At 72.0% G+C, this 18,815-nt stretch carries 16 protein-coding genes; 12 read left to right on the forward strand and 4 right to left on the reverse strand.

Annotated features, from left to right (window positions below; translation table 11 throughout):
* The first annotated feature begins 37 nt into the window (after positions 1-37).
* Positions 38-1,111 carry a S1C family serine protease gene (locus ACFW9O_RS16400; protein WP_384609820.1) on the forward strand — a complete coding sequence of 358 codons (1,074 nt, stop codon included), beginning with the start codon at positions 38-40 and terminating at the stop codon, positions 1,109-1,111.
* A 72-nt stretch (positions 1,112-1,183) separates the two neighbouring features.
* Here ACFW9O_RS16400 and ACFW9O_RS16405 read toward each other — a convergent pair whose 3' ends face one another.
* Positions 1,184-1,387 carry a hypothetical protein gene (locus ACFW9O_RS16405; RefSeq protein ID WP_327119322.1) on the reverse strand — a complete coding sequence of 68 codons (204 nt, stop codon included), beginning with the start codon at positions 1,385-1,387 and terminating at the stop codon, positions 1,184-1,186.
* A gap of 87 nt (positions 1,388-1,474) precedes the next feature.
* Between ACFW9O_RS16405 and ACFW9O_RS16410 the strand changes: the two genes are divergently transcribed.
* Positions 1,475-2,677 carry a bifunctional adenosylcobinamide kinase/adenosylcobinamide-phosphate guanylyltransferase gene (locus ACFW9O_RS16410; RefSeq protein WP_384609824.1) on the forward strand — a complete coding sequence of 401 codons (1,203 nt, stop codon included), beginning with the start codon at positions 1,475-1,477 and terminating at the stop codon, positions 2,675-2,677.
* Positions 2,678-2,825: 148 nt separating this feature from the next.
* Complete coding sequence (gene cobT, locus ACFW9O_RS16415; protein ID WP_384609827.1) at positions 2,826-3,956, forward strand: nicotinate-nucleotide--dimethylbenzimidazole phosphoribosyltransferase; 1,131 nt, start codon at positions 2,826-2,828, stop codon at positions 3,954-3,956.
* Between the two features lie 4 nt (positions 3,957-3,960).
* Here cobT and ACFW9O_RS16420 read toward each other — a convergent pair whose 3' ends face one another.
* Complete coding sequence (locus ACFW9O_RS16420) at positions 3,961-4,728, reverse strand: hypothetical protein (RefSeq protein WP_351173625.1); 768 nt, start codon at positions 4,726-4,728, stop codon at positions 3,961-3,963.
* A gap of 87 nt (positions 4,729-4,815) precedes the next feature.
* On the opposite strand from ACFW9O_RS16420, the gene cobS reads away from it, so the two are divergent.
* Positions 4,816-5,595, forward strand: coding sequence for an adenosylcobinamide-GDP ribazoletransferase (gene cobS / locus ACFW9O_RS16425; protein ID WP_384609831.1), 780 nt, complete (start codon positions 4,816-4,818; stop codon positions 5,593-5,595).
* Between the two features lie 6 nt (positions 5,596-5,601).
* On the opposite strand, the gene ACFW9O_RS16430 is transcribed toward cobS, so the two are convergent.
* Positions 5,602-6,417: an endo alpha-1,4 polygalactosaminidase gene (locus ACFW9O_RS16430; RefSeq protein WP_384610396.1), complete on the reverse strand. Its 816-nt coding sequence runs from the start codon at positions 6,415-6,417 to the stop codon at positions 5,602-5,604.
* A gap of 237 nt (positions 6,418-6,654) precedes the next feature.
* On the opposite strand from ACFW9O_RS16430, the gene ACFW9O_RS16435 reads away from it, so the two are divergent.
* The 7 genes from ACFW9O_RS16435 (at position 6,655) to ACFW9O_RS16465 (ending at position 17,126) form a co-directional block, all read left to right on the forward strand.
* Positions 6,655-8,208, forward strand: a complete 1,554-nt coding sequence (locus tag ACFW9O_RS16435) for a leucyl aminopeptidase (RefSeq protein ID WP_384609833.1) — start codon at positions 6,655-6,657, stop codon at positions 8,206-8,208.
* 325 nt (positions 8,209-8,533) lie between these two features.
* The gene (lpdA, locus tag ACFW9O_RS16440) at positions 8,534-9,922 is read left to right on the forward strand and encodes a dihydrolipoyl dehydrogenase (RefSeq protein WP_351173616.1); all 1,389 of its coding nucleotides are present in this window, start codon (positions 8,534-8,536) and stop codon (positions 9,920-9,922) included.
* A gap of 59 nt (positions 9,923-9,981) precedes the next feature.
* Positions 9,982-11,763, forward strand: coding sequence for a 2-oxoglutarate dehydrogenase, E2 component, dihydrolipoamide succinyltransferase (gene sucB / locus ACFW9O_RS16445; protein ID WP_384609837.1), 1,782 nt, complete (start codon positions 9,982-9,984; stop codon positions 11,761-11,763).
* A 148-nt stretch (positions 11,764-11,911) separates the two neighbouring features.
* On the forward strand, positions 11,912-12,535 hold the full coding sequence (locus tag ACFW9O_RS16450; protein WP_329211843.1) for a GntR family transcriptional regulator: 624 nt from the start codon (positions 11,912-11,914) through the stop codon (positions 12,533-12,535).
* A 290-nt stretch (positions 12,536-12,825) separates the two neighbouring features.
* On the forward strand, positions 12,826-15,495 hold the full coding sequence (gene aceE / locus ACFW9O_RS16455; RefSeq protein WP_384609840.1) for a pyruvate dehydrogenase (acetyl-transferring), homodimeric type: 2,670 nt from the start codon (positions 12,826-12,828) through the stop codon (positions 15,493-15,495).
* Positions 15,496-15,574: 79 nt separating this feature from the next.
* Positions 15,575-16,543: a YafY family protein gene (locus tag ACFW9O_RS16460; protein ID WP_351173607.1), complete on the forward strand. Its 969-nt coding sequence runs from the start codon at positions 15,575-15,577 to the stop codon at positions 16,541-16,543.
* A 61-nt stretch (positions 16,544-16,604) separates the two neighbouring features.
* Positions 16,605-17,126 (forward strand): DUF4240 domain-containing protein, encoded by a 522-nt coding sequence (locus ACFW9O_RS16465; RefSeq protein ID WP_384610398.1) that lies wholly within the window; start codon positions 16,605-16,607, stop codon positions 17,124-17,126.
* A gap of 39 nt (positions 17,127-17,165) precedes the next feature.
* Here the strand turns inward: ACFW9O_RS16465 and ACFW9O_RS16470 are convergent, their stop codons facing one another.
* The gene (locus ACFW9O_RS16470; RefSeq protein WP_384609843.1) at positions 17,166-17,693 is read right to left on the reverse strand and encodes a GNAT family N-acetyltransferase; all 528 of its coding nucleotides are present in this window, start codon (positions 17,691-17,693) and stop codon (positions 17,166-17,168) included.
* 62 nt (positions 17,694-17,755) lie between these two features.
* On the opposite strand from ACFW9O_RS16470, the gene ACFW9O_RS16475 reads away from it, so the two are divergent.
* A complete protein-coding gene (locus ACFW9O_RS16475) occupies positions 17,756-18,655 on the forward strand; it encodes a TIGR01777 family oxidoreductase (protein ID WP_384609846.1) in 900 nt (299 codons plus the stop codon).
* The last annotated feature ends 160 nt before the right edge of the window (positions 18,656-18,815 follow it).

An 18,815-nucleotide genomic window follows, 5' to 3' on the forward strand; every position in this document is an offset into this window, starting at 1 on the left:
CATGCCCTGTCCCGGGTCCCCTGGCGATACTCCGGGCATGGACGCATCCCCCTCACGCGGCCGGGTCCGCCGCCTGCTGCTGCCCCTGACCGCCGGTGCCTGCGCGATCGCCCTGGCGGGCGGCTGCTCCGGCGCGGGTTCCTCCCCGGTCGGCGCCCCGGTACAGCAGGGCGCGGTGGCACGGGCCCCGGGTGATCTCGAGAGCCAGTACCAGGACGTCATCAGGGATGTGCTGCCCTCGGTCGTGCAGATCGGCGCCGGGGACAGTCTCGGCTCCGGCATCGTCTACGACGACAAGGGCCACATCGTCACGAACGCGCACGTCGTGGGAAGCGCGAAGACCTTCGACGTCACCGTCGCCACCGGGGAGAAGGGGCTCAAGGCCTCTCTGGTCTTCTCCTATCCGGAGCAGGACCTTGCGGTCGTCAGGCTGGACGACATCCCCGGCGGGCTGAAGGCGGCGAGTTTCGGCGACGCCGAAAAGGTCGAGGTGGGGCAGATCGTGCTGGCGATGGGCTCGCCGCTCGGCCTGTCCAGCAGCGTCACCCAGGGCATCGTCTCCGCCCTGGGCCGGACCGTCAGTGAGAGCAGCTCGGGCGGTGGCACCGGGGCGACGCTCGCGAACATGGTGCAGACCTCGGCGGCGATCAACCCGGGCAACAGCGGCGGGGCGCTGGTGAACCTGGACAGTGAGGTGATCGGCATCCCGACGCTCGCGGCCGCGGATCCGCAGCTGGGCGGGAGCGCGGCACCCGGGATCGGATTCGCGATCCCGGTGTCCATGGTGCGGACGGTCGCGGACCAGATCATCAAGTCCGGCAAGGTCACGGACTCGGGCCGGGCGGCGCTGAACATCACGGGCCGCACCGTCGTGGACGACGACTACCAGCCGGCCGGGGTGGCCGTCGTCAGCGTGCAGGGGGGCGGAGCCGCGGAGAAGGCGGGCCTGCGCACCGGAGACGTCATCACCGCGATCGACGACACCCCGATCACGACGATCACATCGCTGTCGGAGGCCCTGGCGGGCGAGAAGCCGGGCGATCGGGTCACCGTGACGTACTCGCGCGGCGATTCGAAGGAGACGGTCGAGGCCACCCTGGGCGAGATCTGAACCGGTGCCGCGGCACCCGGCCCGGCACCCTGGCGGGTGGCGGGCCGGTTCTCGATCGCGGGGCGGGAGGCCCTAGTCGGCCTGGAGGCTCATCGGGCCGTAGATCTTCGTCGCGTCCTCGAACAGCGACACCTGGTCGGCACCGCCCTCCAGGAGCTCCTTCCAGAACTCACCGATCCATGACTCCGCATCACCCTGGGTCGTGAACTCCTCCGGCTGCAGAGCCGGCTCCGTCTCCGTACCGTCGGACTTCTCGAACCGCCACGTCCACGCCATGTCCGCCTCCTGGGTCACGTTGCTGCCCGAAGCCTAGTACGTGGCCCGGGCGCGCAGGTGAAGCATGGACGCGGGAGGATCAGGAGCGTGGAACTGACTCTGCTCGGCACCGGAGCCCCTGACGGGCTGCCGCGGCCCGACTGTCCCTGCGCCGCCTGCGCGTCCGCCCGTGGGGCGCGGGCGCGGGCCGCGACCTCGCTGCTGGTCGACGACGCGCTGCTGCTCGACCTCACTCCGGGCGCCGTGTTCGCCGCGGCCCGCGCGGGCCGTTCGCTCACCGGCGTACGCCAGGTACTGCTCACCCACCCGCATGACGGACCCGCCGTGGAACTGCCCGACTCGCTCCCGTCCGCGGGGCGCGTACCGGACGGCCAGGAGCTGACGCTGATCAGCGGGCACCGGGTGCTGGCGGTGTCGATGGACGCTCCGGGCACCGGGTACGAGGTGACCTCACCGGAAGGTGAGCGGCTGCTCTACCTGCCGCCGGGGGCCGCGCCCGCCGGTCTGGCCGACCGGGTGGCGGAGCCGTACGACATGGTCGTCGCCGATGTGGTCGCGCGGCCCGACGCCGTGGCCCGGCTGCGGGCCGTGGAGGCGATCGGGCCCACCACCGAGGTCGTCGCCGTCCACCTGGACCACGACGCACCGCCCGGCGACGAGCTGCACCGCAGACTCGCGGCCGCGGGGGCCCGGGCCGTGCCGGACGGGACGACGCTGAAGGTGGGCGAGTACCACGCGGTCCCCGAGATGCCCCGGCGCACGCTGGTGACCGGTGGCGCACGGTCGGGGAAGTCGCTGGAGGCCGAGCAGCGCCTGGAGACGTTCCCCGAGGTGGTGTACGTGGCAACGGGCGGCCGGCGGAACGGCGACGCGGAATGGGCGGCCCGCATCGGGCTGCACCGCGAGCGCAGGCCCGCCGCGTGGCGCACCGAGGAGACCTGCGAGCTGGTGGCCCTGCTGGAGGCGGACGGTCCGCCGCTGCTGATCGACTGTCTGTCGCTGTGGCTGACCGACGCGATGGACCGGGCGGGGGCGTGGGACGACGCCCGGTGGGCGGACGGTGGCGAGGAGGCACTGCGGGAACGGGTCGCGGAACTGGTCCGGGCGGTGCGCGGGACGCGCCGTACGGTCGTCGCCGTGACCAATGAGACCGGCTCCGGTGTGGTTCCCGCGACGGTGTCCGGGCGGCGCTTCCGGGACGAACTGGGCCGTCTGAACGCCGCGTTCGCCGACGAGTGCGAGCACGTGCTGCTGGTGGTGGCGGGTCGGGCGCTGGTGCTGCGGGGCTGAGCGCGGGCCGGAAGGGCGGGGCCGGGCGCGGCCGGGCCTCGGGCGGGTGCGCGGGCCCGGGGCGCGGAAAGCTGCCGGGTACTGTTCCGCACAGGAGCCCTCCGCCGGGTTCCTGCCCACCATGTGACGACCCGCGAGGCAGACCCCCGTGAATCTGGACGACTTCTCCGACCTCATCGAACGCCCCGACGGCGGCGTACGGCGCGACGCCGAGGAACGCCGGGAGCGGCTGACCGTCCCGCCCGGCGCTCTCGGCCGGCTCGACGAGCTGGGTGAGTGGCTGTCGGCCGCCCAGCAGTCCGTACCGGTCAAGCCCGTGGACCGGCCGCGTGTGGTGCTGTTCGCCGGTGATCACGGGGTGGCGGAGCTGGGGGTGTCCGGTCGGGCACCCGGCAGCGCGCACGAACTGGTGCGGGCCGCGCTGGACGGTGCGAGCCCGGTCGCGGTGCTGGCCCGCCGCTTCGCCGTCCCCGTACGGATCGTGGACGCCGGTCTCGACTGCGACCCCGCGCTGCTGCCGGAGGCGGTCGTACGGCACCGGGTGCGGCGCGGCAGCGGCCGTATCGACGTCGAGGACGCGCTGACGGCCGAGGAGGCCGAGCAGGCCGTTCGCCTCGGCATGCGGATCGCCGACGAGGAGGCCGACTCCGGCACCGATCTGGTGGTGCTCGGTGATCTGAGCGTCGGCGGTACGACGGCGGCCTCGACCCTGATCGCGGCCCTGTGCGGCACGGACGCCTCCGTGGTGACCGGGCGCGGCGGTGCGGGCATCGACGATCTTGCCTGGATGCGCAAGTGTGCCGCGATCCGGGACGCGTTGCGCCGGGCCCGGCCCGTTCTCGGCGATCAGCTGGAGCTGCTGGCCGCGGTGGGCGGCGCGGATCTGGCGGCGATGACCGGCTTCCTGCTGCAGAGCGCGGTGCGCCGGATGCCCGTGGTGCTGGACGGGGTGGTCTCGGCGGCCTGCGCACTCGTCGCCCAGCGGGTGGCCTTCAGGGCGCCGGACTGGTGGCTGGCGGGGCAGGTGAGCGGTGAGCCGGCGCAGATGAAGGCGCTGGACCGGATGGCCCTGACCCCGCTGCTCGATCACGGGGTGACCGTCGGCGGGGGCAGCGGGGCGCTGCTCGCGCTGCCGCTCGTCCAGGCCGCGGCCGCGCTGGCGGCCGAGCTGCCCGAACGTGCGGAGGAACCTGCGGAGAAGACCGCCGAGGACACCTCCGAGGACACCGCGGAGGATGCCTCCGGGGACGGCGAGCCCGCGGGGACCACCACGGCCTGAACCCTCAGCCTCCCGGACCGGGCCCCGGCAGCGGTGTCCGGTCGGGGGCCCCTCCGATCAGGTCCTGGAACCTGCGGCGCGGCCCCGCCCAGCGCACATCGTGGTGGTACGCCCGCAGCACCGCCCGTGCGCGCGCCCGGTGCCGCTTGCGGTAGAAGCGTCTGGCCCACGGCGAGGCCGGCCTGGCCAGCCGGAGCGCGGCGACCAGCGCGATGAACGGGATGAGGGTCCCGATCACCGCCATGCGGGCCTTCCCCTTGAACAGGGCGATCAGTACGAAGCCGAAGTTGCCGGCGTACGTGAGGACGACGCCCAGTCGGTTCTGCTGCTGATCGCCGCTCAGTTCGTCCACTCCCAGCGGCGAGAACCCGGCCAGGACGAGCACGACGAGCGAGGCGGTGAGGACCACGACCTCCACGCTCTGGCGGCCCTCCTCGGTCCAGTACACGTCGTCGAGGTGCAGGATCAGCGCGAACTCGTCGAGTACCAGACCGGCCCCCACCCCGAAGACGACCGCGCAGATCCCGGCGGCGGCGCCGTGCTGTCCGGAGGCGACCGCGCCGAAGCCGCCGACCACCGAGAGGACGACGCCCGGCACCACGTGGTGGATGTGCACGCCGCCCGGTGTGATGTTGCGGAACGGCCCCTTCCCGGCCCTGATCATGCGGGTGATGACACGGGTGATGGTGAAGGTGAGCACGAAGGAGGCCAGCGCGAGCAGGAGCGGGAGCTTGCCCGGCTCGACGATGTTCTGCTGAAACCAGTGACCCATGCCACCCACTCCCGATGATCCGCATATACGGCTTCTGGTGTGTTTTGCCCAATCTAGCGCCGCGCGGCACCGGCTAGCCTGCGCGCCGTGACCTCCCTGAACAGCCACGGCCTGCGTTTCGCCTTCGGCACCCTGACCGTGCTCCCCGTCCGTGTCTCCCGCTGGGACCGCGAGGTCGCCCGCGCCGGCATGCTCTGCGCCCCGCTCGCCGGACTCGTCGTGGGACTGCTCGCGGCCGTGCCCGGGGTGCTGTTCCTGCTCGCCGGATCGGGTCCCCTGCCGGCGGCGGTCGCCTCCGCCGCCGTGCCCGCCGCCCTGACCCGGGGCCTGCATCTGGACGGGCTCGCGGACACCGCCGACGGGCTCGGCAGCGCCAGGCCGGCCGAGGACGCACTACGGATCATGAAGCAGTCGGACATTGGTCCGTTCGGTGTCATCACCCTGCTGTTCGTCCTGCTGGCACAGGTCGCGGTGCTCTTCGAGCTGTACGGACAGGGCTGGGCCCACGGCGCCCTGGGCGCGGTCGTCGCCGCGGTCACCGCCCGGCTCGCCCTCACCCTGGCCGCGCGCCGTGGCGTCCCGCCCGCCCGTCCCGAGGGGCTCGGCGCGGCGGTGGCGGGCACGGTCACGCCCCGTACCGCACTGGCGGTCGCCGTCGTGGTGGTGGCGGGCTGCGCGGGTGCCGGTGCGCTCCTCGGGGGGTACGGCGCGGTGCACCACGCCGTCGCGGCGCTGGCCGGCCTCGGGGCCGCGCAGCTGATGCTGCGCCACTGCGTGCGGCGCTTCGGCGGGGTGACGGGCGATGTGTTCGGCGCCCTGGAGGAGACCGCGGTCACCGTCGCCCTCGTGGCGCTCGTCCTCGGCTGAGGGCTCTCAGCAGGTCCGGCGCCAGACCCCGAGTTCGTACTTCTTGAGCAGCGAGCTCAGCCGGAGCTTGCGGGACGCGGGGCAGAAGTCCGCCACCGGCACTTCGTACTCCGCGTGGAGGACGGCCTTGCCCGCCTCGATGAACGGTGTCAGGGTCTCGCATTCGTCGTACTGCGCGCACTGTTCGTTGACCGCGAAGTCGAAGTCGTCCACCAGCTGGGGGATCTGGGGCAGGTCGTTCTTCAGGCCGACGGCGAGGTGGTGGCGGTGGGCGAGGCGGGCGATCAGCCGGTTGTAGCGCAGCTGGTCGTCCGCGGTGAGCGGGAAGCCCGTGGTGTTGAGGTAGCCGTCCATGTTGTCCGGCTCCACGGCGTCGAAGCCCTTCTTCGCGCACATGGCGATCCGGGCTTCCATCAGCGGCTCCAGGATGTCGGCGCGGCGGATGTCGAGCCACCACTCCCCCTCCCAGCCGTTGCTCTTCCCGCGTACGGAGGCGGGGAACTTCCCGGCGTCCGGGCGGAAGTCCTCCCACGCGCCGGTGGAGAGGTAGCAGATGACCTTGCGGCCCTTGCGGTGCAGCTCGGCCACCGTCTTCGCGTCCTGGTCGAACCCGTCGATGTCGTAGACGGGCGCGTCCACGCTCGTGTCCACCCGGCCGGAGAGCTGCCACTGCCAGTCCACGCCCGGTTCCGGCTGCCAGCGCTGTACGGCCGTCGGCCGCGCGGGGGCCGCCGGCTCGGCGGCCGGGGCGCAGCCGGCCGCCAGGGCCGACAGCACCAGCAGGGCACAGGCCGCCGGCCCTCGTGTCCTCGCGCCCCGCATGTCGTCTCCCCCGCTCACGTGCCCAGGTCAACGACCCTATCCCCGTGGTTCGTTCCGTCGTACGGGGCCTGCCGGCCCGGGCGGCGTACGGCCGGACGGCCCCGCCCCTGTGAGCCGGAAGCAAAGGCGCGCGTAGGCTCATTCCCGGCGCATTGCGGCGGCATCTACGATGCGCCGGGCGCGGTCGGCCCACCCCTCGACCGGCACACAACTCAACGGAAGCGAGATTTCACCACCGTGACTGCTCTCACTCTCAGCACCGCAGGTGCGGCGACGCTGCGCGCCGACGCACTCGTCGTCGGCATCGCCAAGGGCACTGGGTCCAAGGCCGGGGCCCTGGTCGTCGCACCGGGCGCCGAGGCCGTGGACAAGGCGTTCGACGGAAAGCTCGCCACCGTCCTGGAGACCCTGGGCGCCTCCGGTGCCGAGGGCGAAGTGACCAAGCTTCCCGCACCGTCCGGTCTCAAGGTCCCCGTCGTCCTCGCGGTCGGGCTCGGCCCGGTCCCGGAGAAGGACGACGCGTACGACGCGGAGGCGCTGCGCCGCGCCGCCGGCAGCGCCGCCCGTGCGCTGACCGGTTCGAAGAAGGCCGGTTTCGCACTGCCGACGGAGTCCTCCGAGGACGCCGAGGCCATCGCCGAGGGCGCCCTGCTCGGCGCGTACGCCTTCACCACCTACCAGGGCGGCGAGAACAAGCTCGCCCCCAAGGGCAAGAAGGACAACGGCGCGAAGCTGCCGCTCGCCGAGGTCGTCCTGCTCGGCGCCAAGCCGCGCGACAAGGCGTTCAAGGCCGCCGCGGAGCGCGCCACCGCGGTCGTCGAGGAGATCAACCGCGCCCGCGACCTGATCAACACCCCGCCGAACGACCTGTACCCCGAGTCCTTCGCCGCGATCGCCACCGCCGCCGGCAAGGAGCACGGCATCAAGGTCCAGGTCCTCGACGAGAAGGCCCTCGTCAAGGGCGGCTTCGGCGGCCTGCTGGGCGTCGGCCAGGGCTCGGTGCACGGCCCCCGCCTCGTCCGGCTCGGCTACACCCACCCGAAGGCGGAGAAGACCCTCGCCCTGGTCGGCAAGGGCATCACCTACGACTCGGGCGGCATCTCGCTCAAGCCGGCCGGCCACAACGAGACGATGAAGTGCGACATGAGCGGCGCCGCCGCCGTGTTCGCCGCCGTCGTCGCGGCCTCCCGCCTCGGCCTCCAGGTCAATGTCACCGGCTGGCTGGCCCTCGCCGAGAACATGCCGTCGGGCAACGCCACCCGCCCGGGTGACGTGCTGCACATGTACAGCGGCAAGACCGTCGAGGTCCTCAACACCGACGCCGAGGGCCGGCTCGTCCTCGGTGACGCGCTGACCCGCGCCTCGGAGGAGAACCCCGACGCGATCGTCGACGTGGCGACCCTGACGGGCGCGATGGTCGTCGCCCTCGGCAACCGCACCTTCGGCGTGATGGCCAACGACGACGCCTTCCGTACCGCCATCCACGAGATCGCCGAGGAGGTCGGCGAGGCGTCCTGGCCGATGCCGCTCCCCGCCGACCTGCGCAAGGGCATGGACTCCCCGACCGCCGACATCGCCAACATCGGCGAGCGGATGGGCGGCGGCCTGGTGGCCGGTGTGTTCCTGCAGGAGTTCGTGGGCGAGGGCATCGCCTGGGCCCACCTGGACATCGCGGGGCCCGCCTTCCACGAGGGCGCGCCGTACGGCTACACGCCCAAGGGCGGCACCGGATCCGCGGTCCGCACCCTGGTCAAGCTGGCGGAGCGCACGGCCGCCGGCGATCTCGGCTGAGTTCCACGGTTTCGCTCGCGCCGTTCGCGCGCAGCGATACGGCCCCGGGCATACGTCCGGGGCCGTACGTGTTCACCTCAGTGGCTCTGACCGGCCCCTTTCCGAAACTTTGTACGTATCACCAACGGCCCGAGCCGGACCTCCGTCCGACTCGGACCAGGGGCCCGCGTCCCGCTCGCCCTCAACAAGTGCGAAGATGGGTTCTCGGCAGGACAGGGCCCCCACCACAGGGCCGAACAACACAAGCGGCCGAACACCAGCCGACCGGCCGGTCACACCCCAGCTTGGGGCCCGGCGTACGGCGCACATGCATGGAGGACGTGACGTGGCGAACGACGCCAGCACCGTTTTCGACCTAGTGATCCTCGGCGGTGGTAGCGGCGGGTACGCCGCGGCCCTGCGCGGAGCGCAGCTGGGCCTGGACGTCGCACTGATCGAGAAGGGCAAGGTCGGCGGCACCTGCCTGCACAACGGCTGCATTCCCACCAAGGCGCTGCTGCACGCCGGAGAGATCGCCGACCAGGCCCGCGAGGCCGGTCAGTTCGGTGTCAAGGCCACCTTCGAGGGCATCGACATCGCGGCCGTCCACGCGTACAAGGACGAGGTGATCTCGGGTCTGTACAAGGGCCTGCAGGGTCTCATCGCCTCGCGCAAGGTGCACTACATCGAGGGTGAGGGCCGGCTCTCGTCGCCCACCTCGGTGGATGTCAACGGCCAGCGCATCCAGGGCCGCCACGTCGTGCTCGCGACCGGCTCCGTGCCGAAGTCGCTGCCCGGCCTGGAGATCGACGGCAACCGCATCATCTCCTCGGACCACGCGCTGAAGCTGGACCGCGTCCCGAAGTCCGCCATCGTCCTGGGCGGCGGCGTCATCGGCGTCGAGTTCGCCTCGGCGTGGAAGTCCTTCGGCACCGAGGTCACCATCGTCGAGGGCCTGAAGCACCTGGTCCCCGTCGAGGACGAGAACAGCTCGAAGCTCCTTGAGCGCGCGTTCCGCAAGCGCGGCATCAAGTTCAACCTCGGCACCTTCTTCGACAAGGCCGAGTACACGCAGGACGGCGTGCGCGTCACCCTCGCCGACGGCAAGACCTTCGAGGCGGAGGTGCTGCTGGTCGCGATCGGCCGCGGCCCGGTGTCGCAGGGTCTCGGCTACGAGGAGGCCGGCGTCGCGATGGACCGCGGCTACGTCCTCGTCGACGAGTACATGCAGACCAACGTCCCGACGATCTCGGCCGTGGGCGACCTCGCCCCGACCCTCCAGCTCGCCCACGTCGGCTTCGCCGAGGGCATCCTGGTGGCGGAGCGGCTGGCCGGTCTCAAGACCGTGCCGATCGACTACGACGGCGTGCCGAAGGTGACGTACTGCCACCCCGAGGTCGCCTCCGTCGGTATCTCCGAGGCCAAGGCCAAGGACATCTACGGTGCGGACAAGGTCGTCGTCCTCAAGTACAACCTCGCGGGCAACGGCAAGAGCAAGATCCTGAAGACCGCGGGCGAGATCAAGCTCGTCCAGGTCAAGGACGGTGCCGTGGTCGGCGTCCACATGGTCGGTGACCGTATGGGCGAGCAGGTCGGCGAAGCCCAGCTGATCTACAACTGGGAGGCGCTGCCGGCCGAGGTCGCGCAGCTCATCCACGCCCACCCGACGCAGAACGAAGCGATGGGCGAGGCGCACCTGGCTCTGGCCGGCAAGCCTCTCCACTCCCACGACTGATCCAGTCCCGGGCGCGACGACCGACCACTTCCGCACTTTCGTAAGGAGCAACTGAAACCATGTCGGTTTCCGTAACCCTTCCGGCGCTCGGCGAGAGCGTCACCGAGGGCACTGTCACCCGTTGGCTGAAGGCCGAGGGCGAGCACGTCGAGGCCGACGAGCCGTTGCTCGAGGTCTCGACCGACAAGGTCGACACCGAGATCCCGGCCCCCGTATCCGGTGTCCTGGCGTCCATCAAGGTCGCCGAGGACGAGACCGTCGAGGTCGGCGCCGAGCTGGCCGTCATCGACGACGGCTCGGGCGCGCCCGCGGCGGCTCCGGCCGCCGAGCCCGCCGCTGCCCCGGCTCCCGCCGCCGAGGCTCCGGCGCCCGCCGCCGAGGCCCCCGCCGCTCCGGCCCCCGCGGCGGCTCCGGCTGCTGCCGGTGGCGCCGAAGGCACCGACGTCACCCTCCCCGCGCTCGGTGAGAGCGTCACCGAGGGCACGGTCACCCGCTGGCTGAAGGAGGTCGGCGAGGAGGTCACGGAGGACGAGCCCCTGCTCGAGGTCTCCACGGACAAGGTCGACACCGAGATCCCCGCACCGGTCTCCGGTGTGCTGCTGGAGATCGTGGTCGCCGAGGACGAGACCGCCGAGGTCGGCGCGAAGCTCGCCGTCATCGGTGCTCCGGGTGCCGCCCCGGCCGCTGCTCCCGCAGAGGCCGCTCCGGCTCCCGCCGCCGCTCCGGCTCCCGCCGCCGCTCCGGCTCCGGCAGCTCCGGCCCCCGCCGCTCCCGCGCCTGCCGCTCCGGCAGCCCCGGCTCCGGTGGCGCCCGCCGCCCCGGTCGCGGCCCCGGCCGCTCCGGCTCCCGCGCCCGCCGCTGCGGCACCCGTCACCCCGGCACCGGTCGCTCCGGCCGCGCCTTCCGGTGACGACGGCGCGTACGTCACGCCGCTGGTCCGCAAGCTCGCCGCCGAGAACGGCGTCGACCTGGGCGCGGTCAAGGGCACCGGCGTCGGTGGCCGTATCCGCAAGCAGGACGTCGTCGCCGCCGCGGAGGCCGCCAGGGCCGCCGCTGCCGCTCCGGCTCCGGTCGCCGCCGCCCCGGCGGCGAAGGCCGCGCCGAAGCTCGAGGCGTCCCCGCTGCGCGGTCAGACGGTCAAGATGACCCGCATGCGCAAGGTCATCGGCGACAACATGATGAAGGCGCTGCACTCGCAGGCCCAGCTGACCTCGGTCCTCGAGGTCGACATCACCAAGCTGATGAAGCTGCGCAACCGTGCGAAGGAGTCCTTCGCCGCCCGTGAGGGCGTCAAGCTGTCCCCGATGCCGTTCTTCGTGAAGGCGGCGGCCCAGGCGCTGAAGGCCCACCCGGTCGTCAACGCCCGGATCAACGAGGACGAGGGCACCATCACGTACTTCGACTCGGAGAACATCGGCATCGCCGTGGACGCCGAGAAGGGTCTGATGACCCCGGTCATCAAGGGTGCGGGCGACCTGAACATCGCCGGTATCGCGAAGAAGACCGCCGAGCTGGCCGGCAAGGCCCGCGGTGGCGGCCTCACCCCGGACGACATGTCGGGTGCGACCTTCACCGTCAGCAACACCGGTTCGCGCGGTGCGCTGTTCGACACCGTCATCGTGCCGCCGAACCAGGCAGCCATCCTGGGTATCGGTGCCACCGTCAAGCGTCCGGCAGTCATCGAGACCGCCGAGGGCACCGTCATCGGTGTCCGCGACATGACGTACCTCTCGCTCTCCTACGACCACCGTCTGGTGGACGGCGCGGATGCCGCCCGTTACCTGACGACGGTCAAGGCGATCCTCGAAGCGGGCGAGTTCGAGGTCGAGCTCGGCCTCTGAGGCACGCGGTTGTAACCAGCCTCACCAGCGGCGCCCCCGTCCGGAACACTCCCGGGCGGGGGCGCCGCCGTATTGTCTAGACACCACCGGTCGCCCCTGGTCGCCGTGTTGGTGGAGAGCAGCACCGGTTCGCCCGAAGGAGCCCGTCATGACCCCGCCCGTCGTCCACTCGCTGCGCGAGCAGATCCGCGAGCACATCGTGGACGGGATCGTCAGCGGGCGCTGGAAGCCGGGCGAGCGGATCGTGGAGCGCCGTATCGCGACCGAGCTGGAGGTCAGCCAGACGCCCGTGCGCGAGGCGCTGCGCGAGCTGGAGACCCTGCGGCTGATCGAGTCGGCCCCCAACAAGGGCGTACGCGTACGCAATCTGACCGCGGCCGATCTGGAGGAGAGCTATCCGGTACGGGCCGGGCTCGAGCAGATCGCCGCGGAGCTGGCGGCTCCGGCCCTCGGCGAGGACTGCTCGGCACTGACCCCGCACGTGGCGGCCCTGTACGAGGCGGACCGGCTGGCCGACGGCGAGGCGCAGGTGCGGCACACGGTGGCCTTCCACCGGGAGATGGTGCGGGCCGCGGGGAACGCCGTCCTGCTGCACACCTGGGAGGGGCTGGGCATCGAGGTGTTCACGGCCCTGTCGATCCGCTGGCTGGGCACGGTGCAGAAGTCGTACGCGGAGGAGCACGAGGCCCTCATCGACGCGTTCCTGCGGAGGGACCCGCGGATCGCCGTGCTCGTGAAGGAGCATGTCCTGGGGTGCGCGCCGCGAGCGTGAGCCAGATGCGCGCCCCCGGCGCGAACCCGCGCGACGCCGTGTACCCATCTGCGGTACCGGGCGCTCGACTGTGCAGCTCAGAGCCCGTTTCACCCTAAAAATCCCGTCACTCCGTGCCCCGTTTCGAGGCACCCCATGCCACTTTCTTCATATCGAGAAGTTTTGCCTTTCATCCTTTGATCGATCATCGATCGGCGACTTACAGTTCAGTCGCGGGCCCACCGGCCCCATCGCCCTGTCCTGCCAGCCAGGGCCTTCTCCACCCCCCTCCACTCCGGAAGGCGGCGATCATGACCGACCCCGTAGCAAAACATCCGAGCGAGCTCGACCAGCTCCCGGACCGCGACCCCGAGGAGACCGCCGAATGGGCGGCCTCCCTGGACGCCGTCACCAAGGCCGCGGGCCCGCACCGCGCCGCATACCTGATGCGTCGTTCGCTCCAGCACGCGGAGGGCGCCGGTATCGCGCTGCCCAAGCTGCTGGAGACCGATTACGTCAACACCATCCCCACCTCCGCGGAGCCCGCCTTCGACGGCGACCTGGAGATGGAATCGAGGATCACCGCCTGGAACCGCTGGAACGCGGCTGCGATGGTCACCCGCGGCGCCCGTTTCGGCGTGGGCGGCCACATAGCCACGTTCGCCTCGGCAGCCTGGCTGTACGAGACCGGCTTCAACCACTTCTTCCGCGGCAAGGAGGGGGACGGCTCCGGCGACCAGCTCTACATCCAGGGCCACGCCTCCCCCGGTATCTACGCCCGCGCCTTCCTCGACGGCCGGATCAGCGAGCAGCAGCTCGACAACTTCCGCCAGGAGTCGGGCGGCGAGGGCCTGCCGTCCTACCCGCACCCGCGGCGGCTGCCCTGGCTGTGGGAGTTCCCCACCGTGTCGATGGGCCTCGGCCCGCTCTCGGCCATCTACCAGGCGCGCTTCAACCGCTACCTGGCCAACCGCAACATCAAGGACACGTCGAACTCGCACGTCTGGGCCTTCCTGGGTGACGGCGAGATGGACGAGCCCGAGTCGACCGCCGCCCTCGCCCTCGCGGCCCGTGAGCAGCTCGACAACCTGACCTTCGTCATCAACTGCAACCTGCAGCGCCTCGACGGCCCGGTCCGCGCCAACTTCCGCGTGGTCCAGGAGCTGGAGGGCGCGTTCCGCGGAGCCGGCTGGAACGTCATCAAGACGCTCTGGGGCAACGCCTGGGACGAGCTGTTCCAGCTGGACACCACGGGCGCCCTGATCCGCCGCCTCCGCGAGGTGCCGGACGCGCAGTTCCAGACGTACGCGACCCGCGACGTGGCCTACATCCGCGAGCACTTCTTCGGCACCGAGCCCGCGCTCGCCGAGCTGGCGAAGCTGCTGAGCGACGCCAAGATCGCCGAGTGCTTCTACAGCTCCCGCGGCGGCCACGAGGCCCGCAAGGTGTACGCGGCCTACCGCGCCGCGGTGGAGCACAAGGGCGCGCCGACCGTGATCCTGGCCCAGACGGTCAAGGGCTACACGCTCGGCAAGGGCTTCGAGTCCAAGAACGCCAACCACCAGATGAAGAAGCTGTCGATCGACGAGTTCAAGAGCATGCGCGAGCTGCTCGGCCTCCCGATCCCGGACAGCGCCTTCCAGGACGGGCTGGTCCCCTACGGCCACCCGGGCGCCGACTCCCCCGAGGTCCGTTACCTCCAGGAGCGCCGTGCCGCCCTCGGTGGTCCGGCCCCCGCCCGCCGGGTGCACGCGGCGGCTCTGCCGCAGCCGGAGGAGCGTGCCTTCAAGGCCCTGTACAAGGGGTCCGGCAAGCAGGAGATGGCCACCACCATGGCGTTCGTCCGCCTGGTGAAGGACCTGATGCGGGACAAGGAGACCGGCAGGCGCTGGGTGCCGATCGTCCCGGACGAGGCCCGCACCTTCGGCATGGAGTCGCTGTTCCCGTCGGCCGGCATCTACTCGCCGCTGGGCCAGACGTACGACCCGGTCGACCGCGACCAGCTGATGTACTACAAGGAGGCCAAGGACGGCCAGATCCTCAACGAGGGGATCACCGAGGCCGGCGCCATGGCCGACTTCATCGCCGCCGCCACGTCGTACGCGACGCACGGCGAGACGATGATCCCGTTCTACATCTTCTACTCGATGTTCGGCTGGCAGCGGACCGGCGACCAGATGTGGCAGCTCGCCGACCAGCTCGGCAAGGGCTTCATCGTCGGCGCCACGGCGGGCCGTACGACACTGACGGGTGAGGGCCTGCAGCACGCGGACGGCCACTCGCACCTGATCGCGTCCACGAACCCGGCGTCGCTCAACTACGACCCGGCGTTCGCGTACGAGGTCGCGGTGATCGTCAAGGACGGTCTGCGGAGGATGTACGGCCCCGAGGCCGAGAACGTCTTCTACTACCTGACGGTCTACAACGAGCCGAAGCAGCAGCCCGCGATGCCGGAAGGCGTCGAGGAGGGCATCGTCAAGGGCCTGTACCGCTTCAAGGAGGGCACGCCCACCACGGCGGACGCGCCCCGCGTGCAGCTCCTCGGCTCCGGTACGGCTATCCACTGGGTGCTCAAGGCCCAGGAACTCCTGTCCGCCGACTGGGGTGTCACGGCCGACGTCTGGTCCGCCACCTCGTGGGGCGAGCTGCGCCGTGACGCGCTGGAGGCCGACGAGGCGCTGCTCCGCGGTGAGCAGCAGGTGCCGTACGTGACCCAGGTGCTCTCCGGTGCGCCGGGCCCGGTCCTCGCGGTGAGCGACTGGATGCGCGCGGTACCGGACTCGATCAGCCAGTGGGTCGAGCAGGACTGGTCCTCGCTGGGCACGGACGGCTTCGGCCTCTCCGACACCCGCGACGCGGCCCGTCGCCACTTCGGTGTGGACGCGCAGTCGATCGTGGTCGCGGCCCTGGCCCAGCTGGCCCGCCGCGGCGAGGTCCCGGCCTCGACGATCAAGGAGGCCCGGGAGCGGTACGGGCTGTAGGCAGCAGGAGGGCGGGGCAGGTGCCGGGCAAGGTCCGGCACCTGCCCCGCCGTCGTCGTGCGGCGCACACAATGGCTCCATGCGTGCTGCCCGGCTCATCAAGATGGTTCTGCTCCTGCAGTCCCGGCCCTCCATGACCGCCGCCGAGCTGGCGAAGGAGCTGGAGGTCTCGGAGCGCACCGTGACCAGGGACGCCCAGGCCCTGTCCGAGGCTGGCGTGCCCGTGTACGCGGACCGGGGGCGGGCGGGCGGGTACCGGCTCGTCGGCGGTTACCGGACCCGGCTCACCGGCCTGGCCCGTCACGAGGCCGAGGCGCTCTTCCTGTCCGGACTGCCCTCGGCCCTGCGTGAGATGGGGCTCGACGACGCCGCGTCCGCAGCGCGGCTGAAGGTCTCGGCCGCGCTGCTCCCCTCGCTCCGGGACGCCTCGCAGAGCGCCGCCCAGCGCTTCCACCTCGATGCCCCCGGCTGGTACCACGAGCCGGTCACCCCCGAACTGCTGCCCGCCGTCGCGGAGGCGGTCTGGGACGACCGCGTGGTCCGGGCGAGCTACCGCCGCGGCCCCACGAGCGAGGTGGAGCGGGAGATGTCCCCGTACGGGCTCGTCCTGAAGGCCGGGGTCTGGTACCTCTGCGCCCGGGTGGCGGACGACTTCCGGGTGTACCGGATCGACCGGTTCACGGCGGTCGCCGTGTCCGCGACCCGGTTCGAACGGGACGAGGACTTCGACCTGCCCCGGTTCTGGGAGGAGCGCGCCGCACAGTTCGCCCGGTCGATCCTGCGTACCGAGGTGACGGTACGGCTGTCCGAGGCGGGGGTGCGGCGACTGCCGTACGCCGTGGACAGGGCGGCCGCGGAGGAGGCGCTGGCCGCGGCCGCCCCGCCGGACGCGGCCGGCCGGCGCACCCTCACCCTGCCGGTCGAGTCCGAGGACGTCGCGTACGGCCAGCTGCTCTCCCTCGGGCCGGAGTTGGAGGTCCTGGCACCCGCCGCCCTGCGCGAACGTGTTGTCGATGCCGCCGAACGCATGCGCGACCTCTACGGCTGAAGGCTTCATTTCGGTGTCTCCGCGTGCGTCGCCCGCCGCCAAGGCCGATGCTGGACCAGTGATGGACGAGACGGAGTTCTGGGAGATCATCGACAACACCCGCGAGGCCGCCGACGGCGACCCCGAGGACCATGCCGACCTGCTCGTCGAACGGCTGGTGCAGCTCGATCCCGACTCCGTGCTGGATTTCGCCAGGCACTTCGAGGCCCGCTACAACCGCGCGTACCGCTGGGACCTGTGGGGCGCGGCCGCCGTGCTGCTCGGCGGGGCGAGCGACGACGCGTTCGACTTCTTCAGGTGCTGGCTGATCGGGCAGGGCCGGGAGGTCTTCGAGGGCGCGGTGCACGAACCCGACAGTCTCGCCGAGCTGCTCGACGACTTCGACGACGAGCTCGACGGCGACGGCGAGGATCTCGGCTATGCGGCCGACGAGGCGTACGAGCAGCTCACGGGCGTGGTCGCGCCGGACCTGGGCCTGCCGCCGCAGGCCACCGAGCCGGCCGGCACGCCCGTCGACTTCGAGGACGACACGGCGCTGGCGGAACGGCTCCCCGCGCTCTGGAGCCGCTTCGGCCCCATCTGAAGGGGCACAGCCCACGCCGGACCCGGTGGGGGCGACCGCTCAGGGCAGCAGCGAACGCCCCATCAGGACGTCGTCGGCGTACCGCCCGTTCAGGAAGAACTCCCCGGGCAGTACGCCTTCGACGGCGAAGCCCTCCGATGCGTACAGCTTCCGCGCAGGGGTGTTGTGCCCGAGCACGCGCAGGGTGAGCCGCCCCGCTCCCTGCCGCCGCGCCTCCGCGTACGAGGCGCGCAGCAGCTCCCGCGCGACACCGTGGCCCCGCGCCCACTCGGCCACGGCGAGGCCCTGTATCTGGCGCACGTGCGCGTTGCAGGCCAGCGGCGTCGCCGGAGCGAGCCGGATGTACCCGGCGACGCACTCCTCGCCCGCGTCGGAGAGAGCCGCGGCCACCAGGAACTCCCCCGGCCGGTGCCGCTCGTCGAAGAACGGCTCGTAAGGGGGCCGGGGCCTGGGCTGCACGGCGTGCAGCGTCGACCAGGTGGCGCGGTCGAGCTCTCCGAGCGCGCTCTCGTCCGCCTGCACGGCAGGGCGGACGGGCAGGAGGGCACGGAACCGCGGCTCGGACATGCGTGCCACTGTGCCACGCCGTGTTCCGCGTGAGCGACGGCCCATGGGGCAGGATGGAGGCCATGCAGCGCTCCCGTATCGCCGTCACAGGATCGACCGGCCTCATCGGAGCGGCGCTCGTGCGCTCGCTGCGGGCCGACGGACACGAGGTGGTGCGCCTGGTACGCCGCCCCGCCGCCACCGGCGACGAGGTGGAGTGGGACCCGAAGCGCCAGTACGTGGACGTGGCGGGCCTCGTCGGATGCGACGCGGTCGTCCACCTCGCGGGGGCCGGGGTCGGCGACCACCGGTGGACCCCTGCGTACAAGCGGGAGATCCGCGACAGTCGCGTCCTGGGCACGGCAGCGATCGCCGAGGCCGTCGCCTCACTCGACGAACCGCCGAAGGTACTCCTGTGCGGGTCCGCCATCGGTTACTACGGGGACACCGGGGACCGTGCGGTCGACGAGAGCGCACCGCCCGGCGAGGGCTTCCTGCCGTCGGTGTGCGTGGAGTGGGAGGAGGCCTCGGCCCCTGCCGAGGAAGCGGGCGTACGGACGGTGCACGCCCGGACCGGTCTGGTCGTCGCCCGGGAGGGCGGGGCCTGGGGCCGTCTCTTTCCGCTGTTCAGGGCGGGGCTCGGCGGACGACTCGGGAGCGGGCGGCAGTACTGGAGCTTCATCGCCCTGCACGACCACATCGCGGCGATGCGGCACATCCTGGACACCGGGTCGCTGTCCGGCCCGGTGAACCTGACCGGGCCCTCCCCCGCCACCAACGGCCAGGTGACGGCCGCGATGGGGCGGGTGCTGCGCCGCCCGACCCTGTTCACCGCCCCGGCGCCCGCGCTGCGCGTCGCTCTCGGGGAGTTCGCCGAGGACGTACTGGGCAGCCAGCGGGTGCTACCCGGCCAACTTCTCGACTCGGGTTTCTCGTTCGCCTTCCCCGGAATCGACGCCGCCGTCCGCGCAGCACTGCGCTGAGTACGCGCGCCCGGCCGCACGGCCGGGCCGGCCTTCCCGCGCAGCGGCGCAGCTCAGCGTCGCGGCCGGCCTCCTCGGCGCCTCCGGCAGGCCGGGCCGGCCGCCGCTCCGGCACCGCCCGTCGGGGGTCCGTGCGACCCCGTGCACCGGTGCCCCCAGG

The sequence above is a fragment of the Streptomyces sp. NPDC059499 genome (assembly GCF_042749285.1).
Classification (GTDB): domain Bacteria; phylum Actinomycetota; class Actinomycetes; order Streptomycetales; family Streptomycetaceae; genus Streptomyces.

Excerpts from the sequence above, each read along its gene's own strand:
- ACFW9O_RS16400 (WP_384609820.1), top strand. The coding sequence starts at position 38 with ATGGACGCATCCCCCTCACGCGGCCGGGTCCGCCGCCTGCTGCTGCCC.
- ACFW9O_RS16405 (WP_327119322.1), bottom strand. The coding sequence starts at position 1,387 with ATGGCGTGGACGTGGCGGTTCGAGAAGTCCGACGGTACGGAGACGGAG.
- ACFW9O_RS16420 (WP_351173625.1), bottom strand. The coding sequence starts at position 4,728 with ATGGGTCACTGGTTTCAGCAGAACATCGTCGAGCCGGGCAAGCTCCCG.
- ACFW9O_RS16430 (WP_384610396.1), bottom strand. The coding sequence starts at position 6,417 with ATGCGGGGCGCGAGGACACGAGGGCCGGCGGCCTGTGCCCTGCTGGTG.
- sucB (WP_384609837.1), top strand. The coding sequence starts at position 9,982 with ATGTCGGTTTCCGTAACCCTTCCGGCGCTCGGCGAGAGCGTCACCGAG.
- ACFW9O_RS16450 (WP_329211843.1), top strand. The coding sequence starts at position 11,912 with ATGACCCCGCCCGTCGTCCACTCGCTGCGCGAGCAGATCCGCGAGCAC.
- aceE (WP_384609840.1), top strand. The coding sequence starts at position 12,826 with ATGACCGACCCCGTAGCAAAACATCCGAGCGAGCTCGACCAGCTCCCG.
- ACFW9O_RS16460 (WP_351173607.1), top strand. The coding sequence starts at position 15,575 with ATGCGTGCTGCCCGGCTCATCAAGATGGTTCTGCTCCTGCAGTCCCGG.
- ACFW9O_RS16465 (WP_384610398.1), top strand. The coding sequence starts at position 16,605 with ATGGACGAGACGGAGTTCTGGGAGATCATCGACAACACCCGCGAGGCC.
- ACFW9O_RS16470 (WP_384609843.1), bottom strand. The coding sequence starts at position 17,693 with ATGTCCGAGCCGCGGTTCCGTGCCCTCCTGCCCGTCCGCCCTGCCGTG.
- ACFW9O_RS16475 (WP_384609846.1), top strand. The coding sequence starts at position 17,756 with ATGCAGCGCTCCCGTATCGCCGTCACAGGATCGACCGGCCTCATCGGA.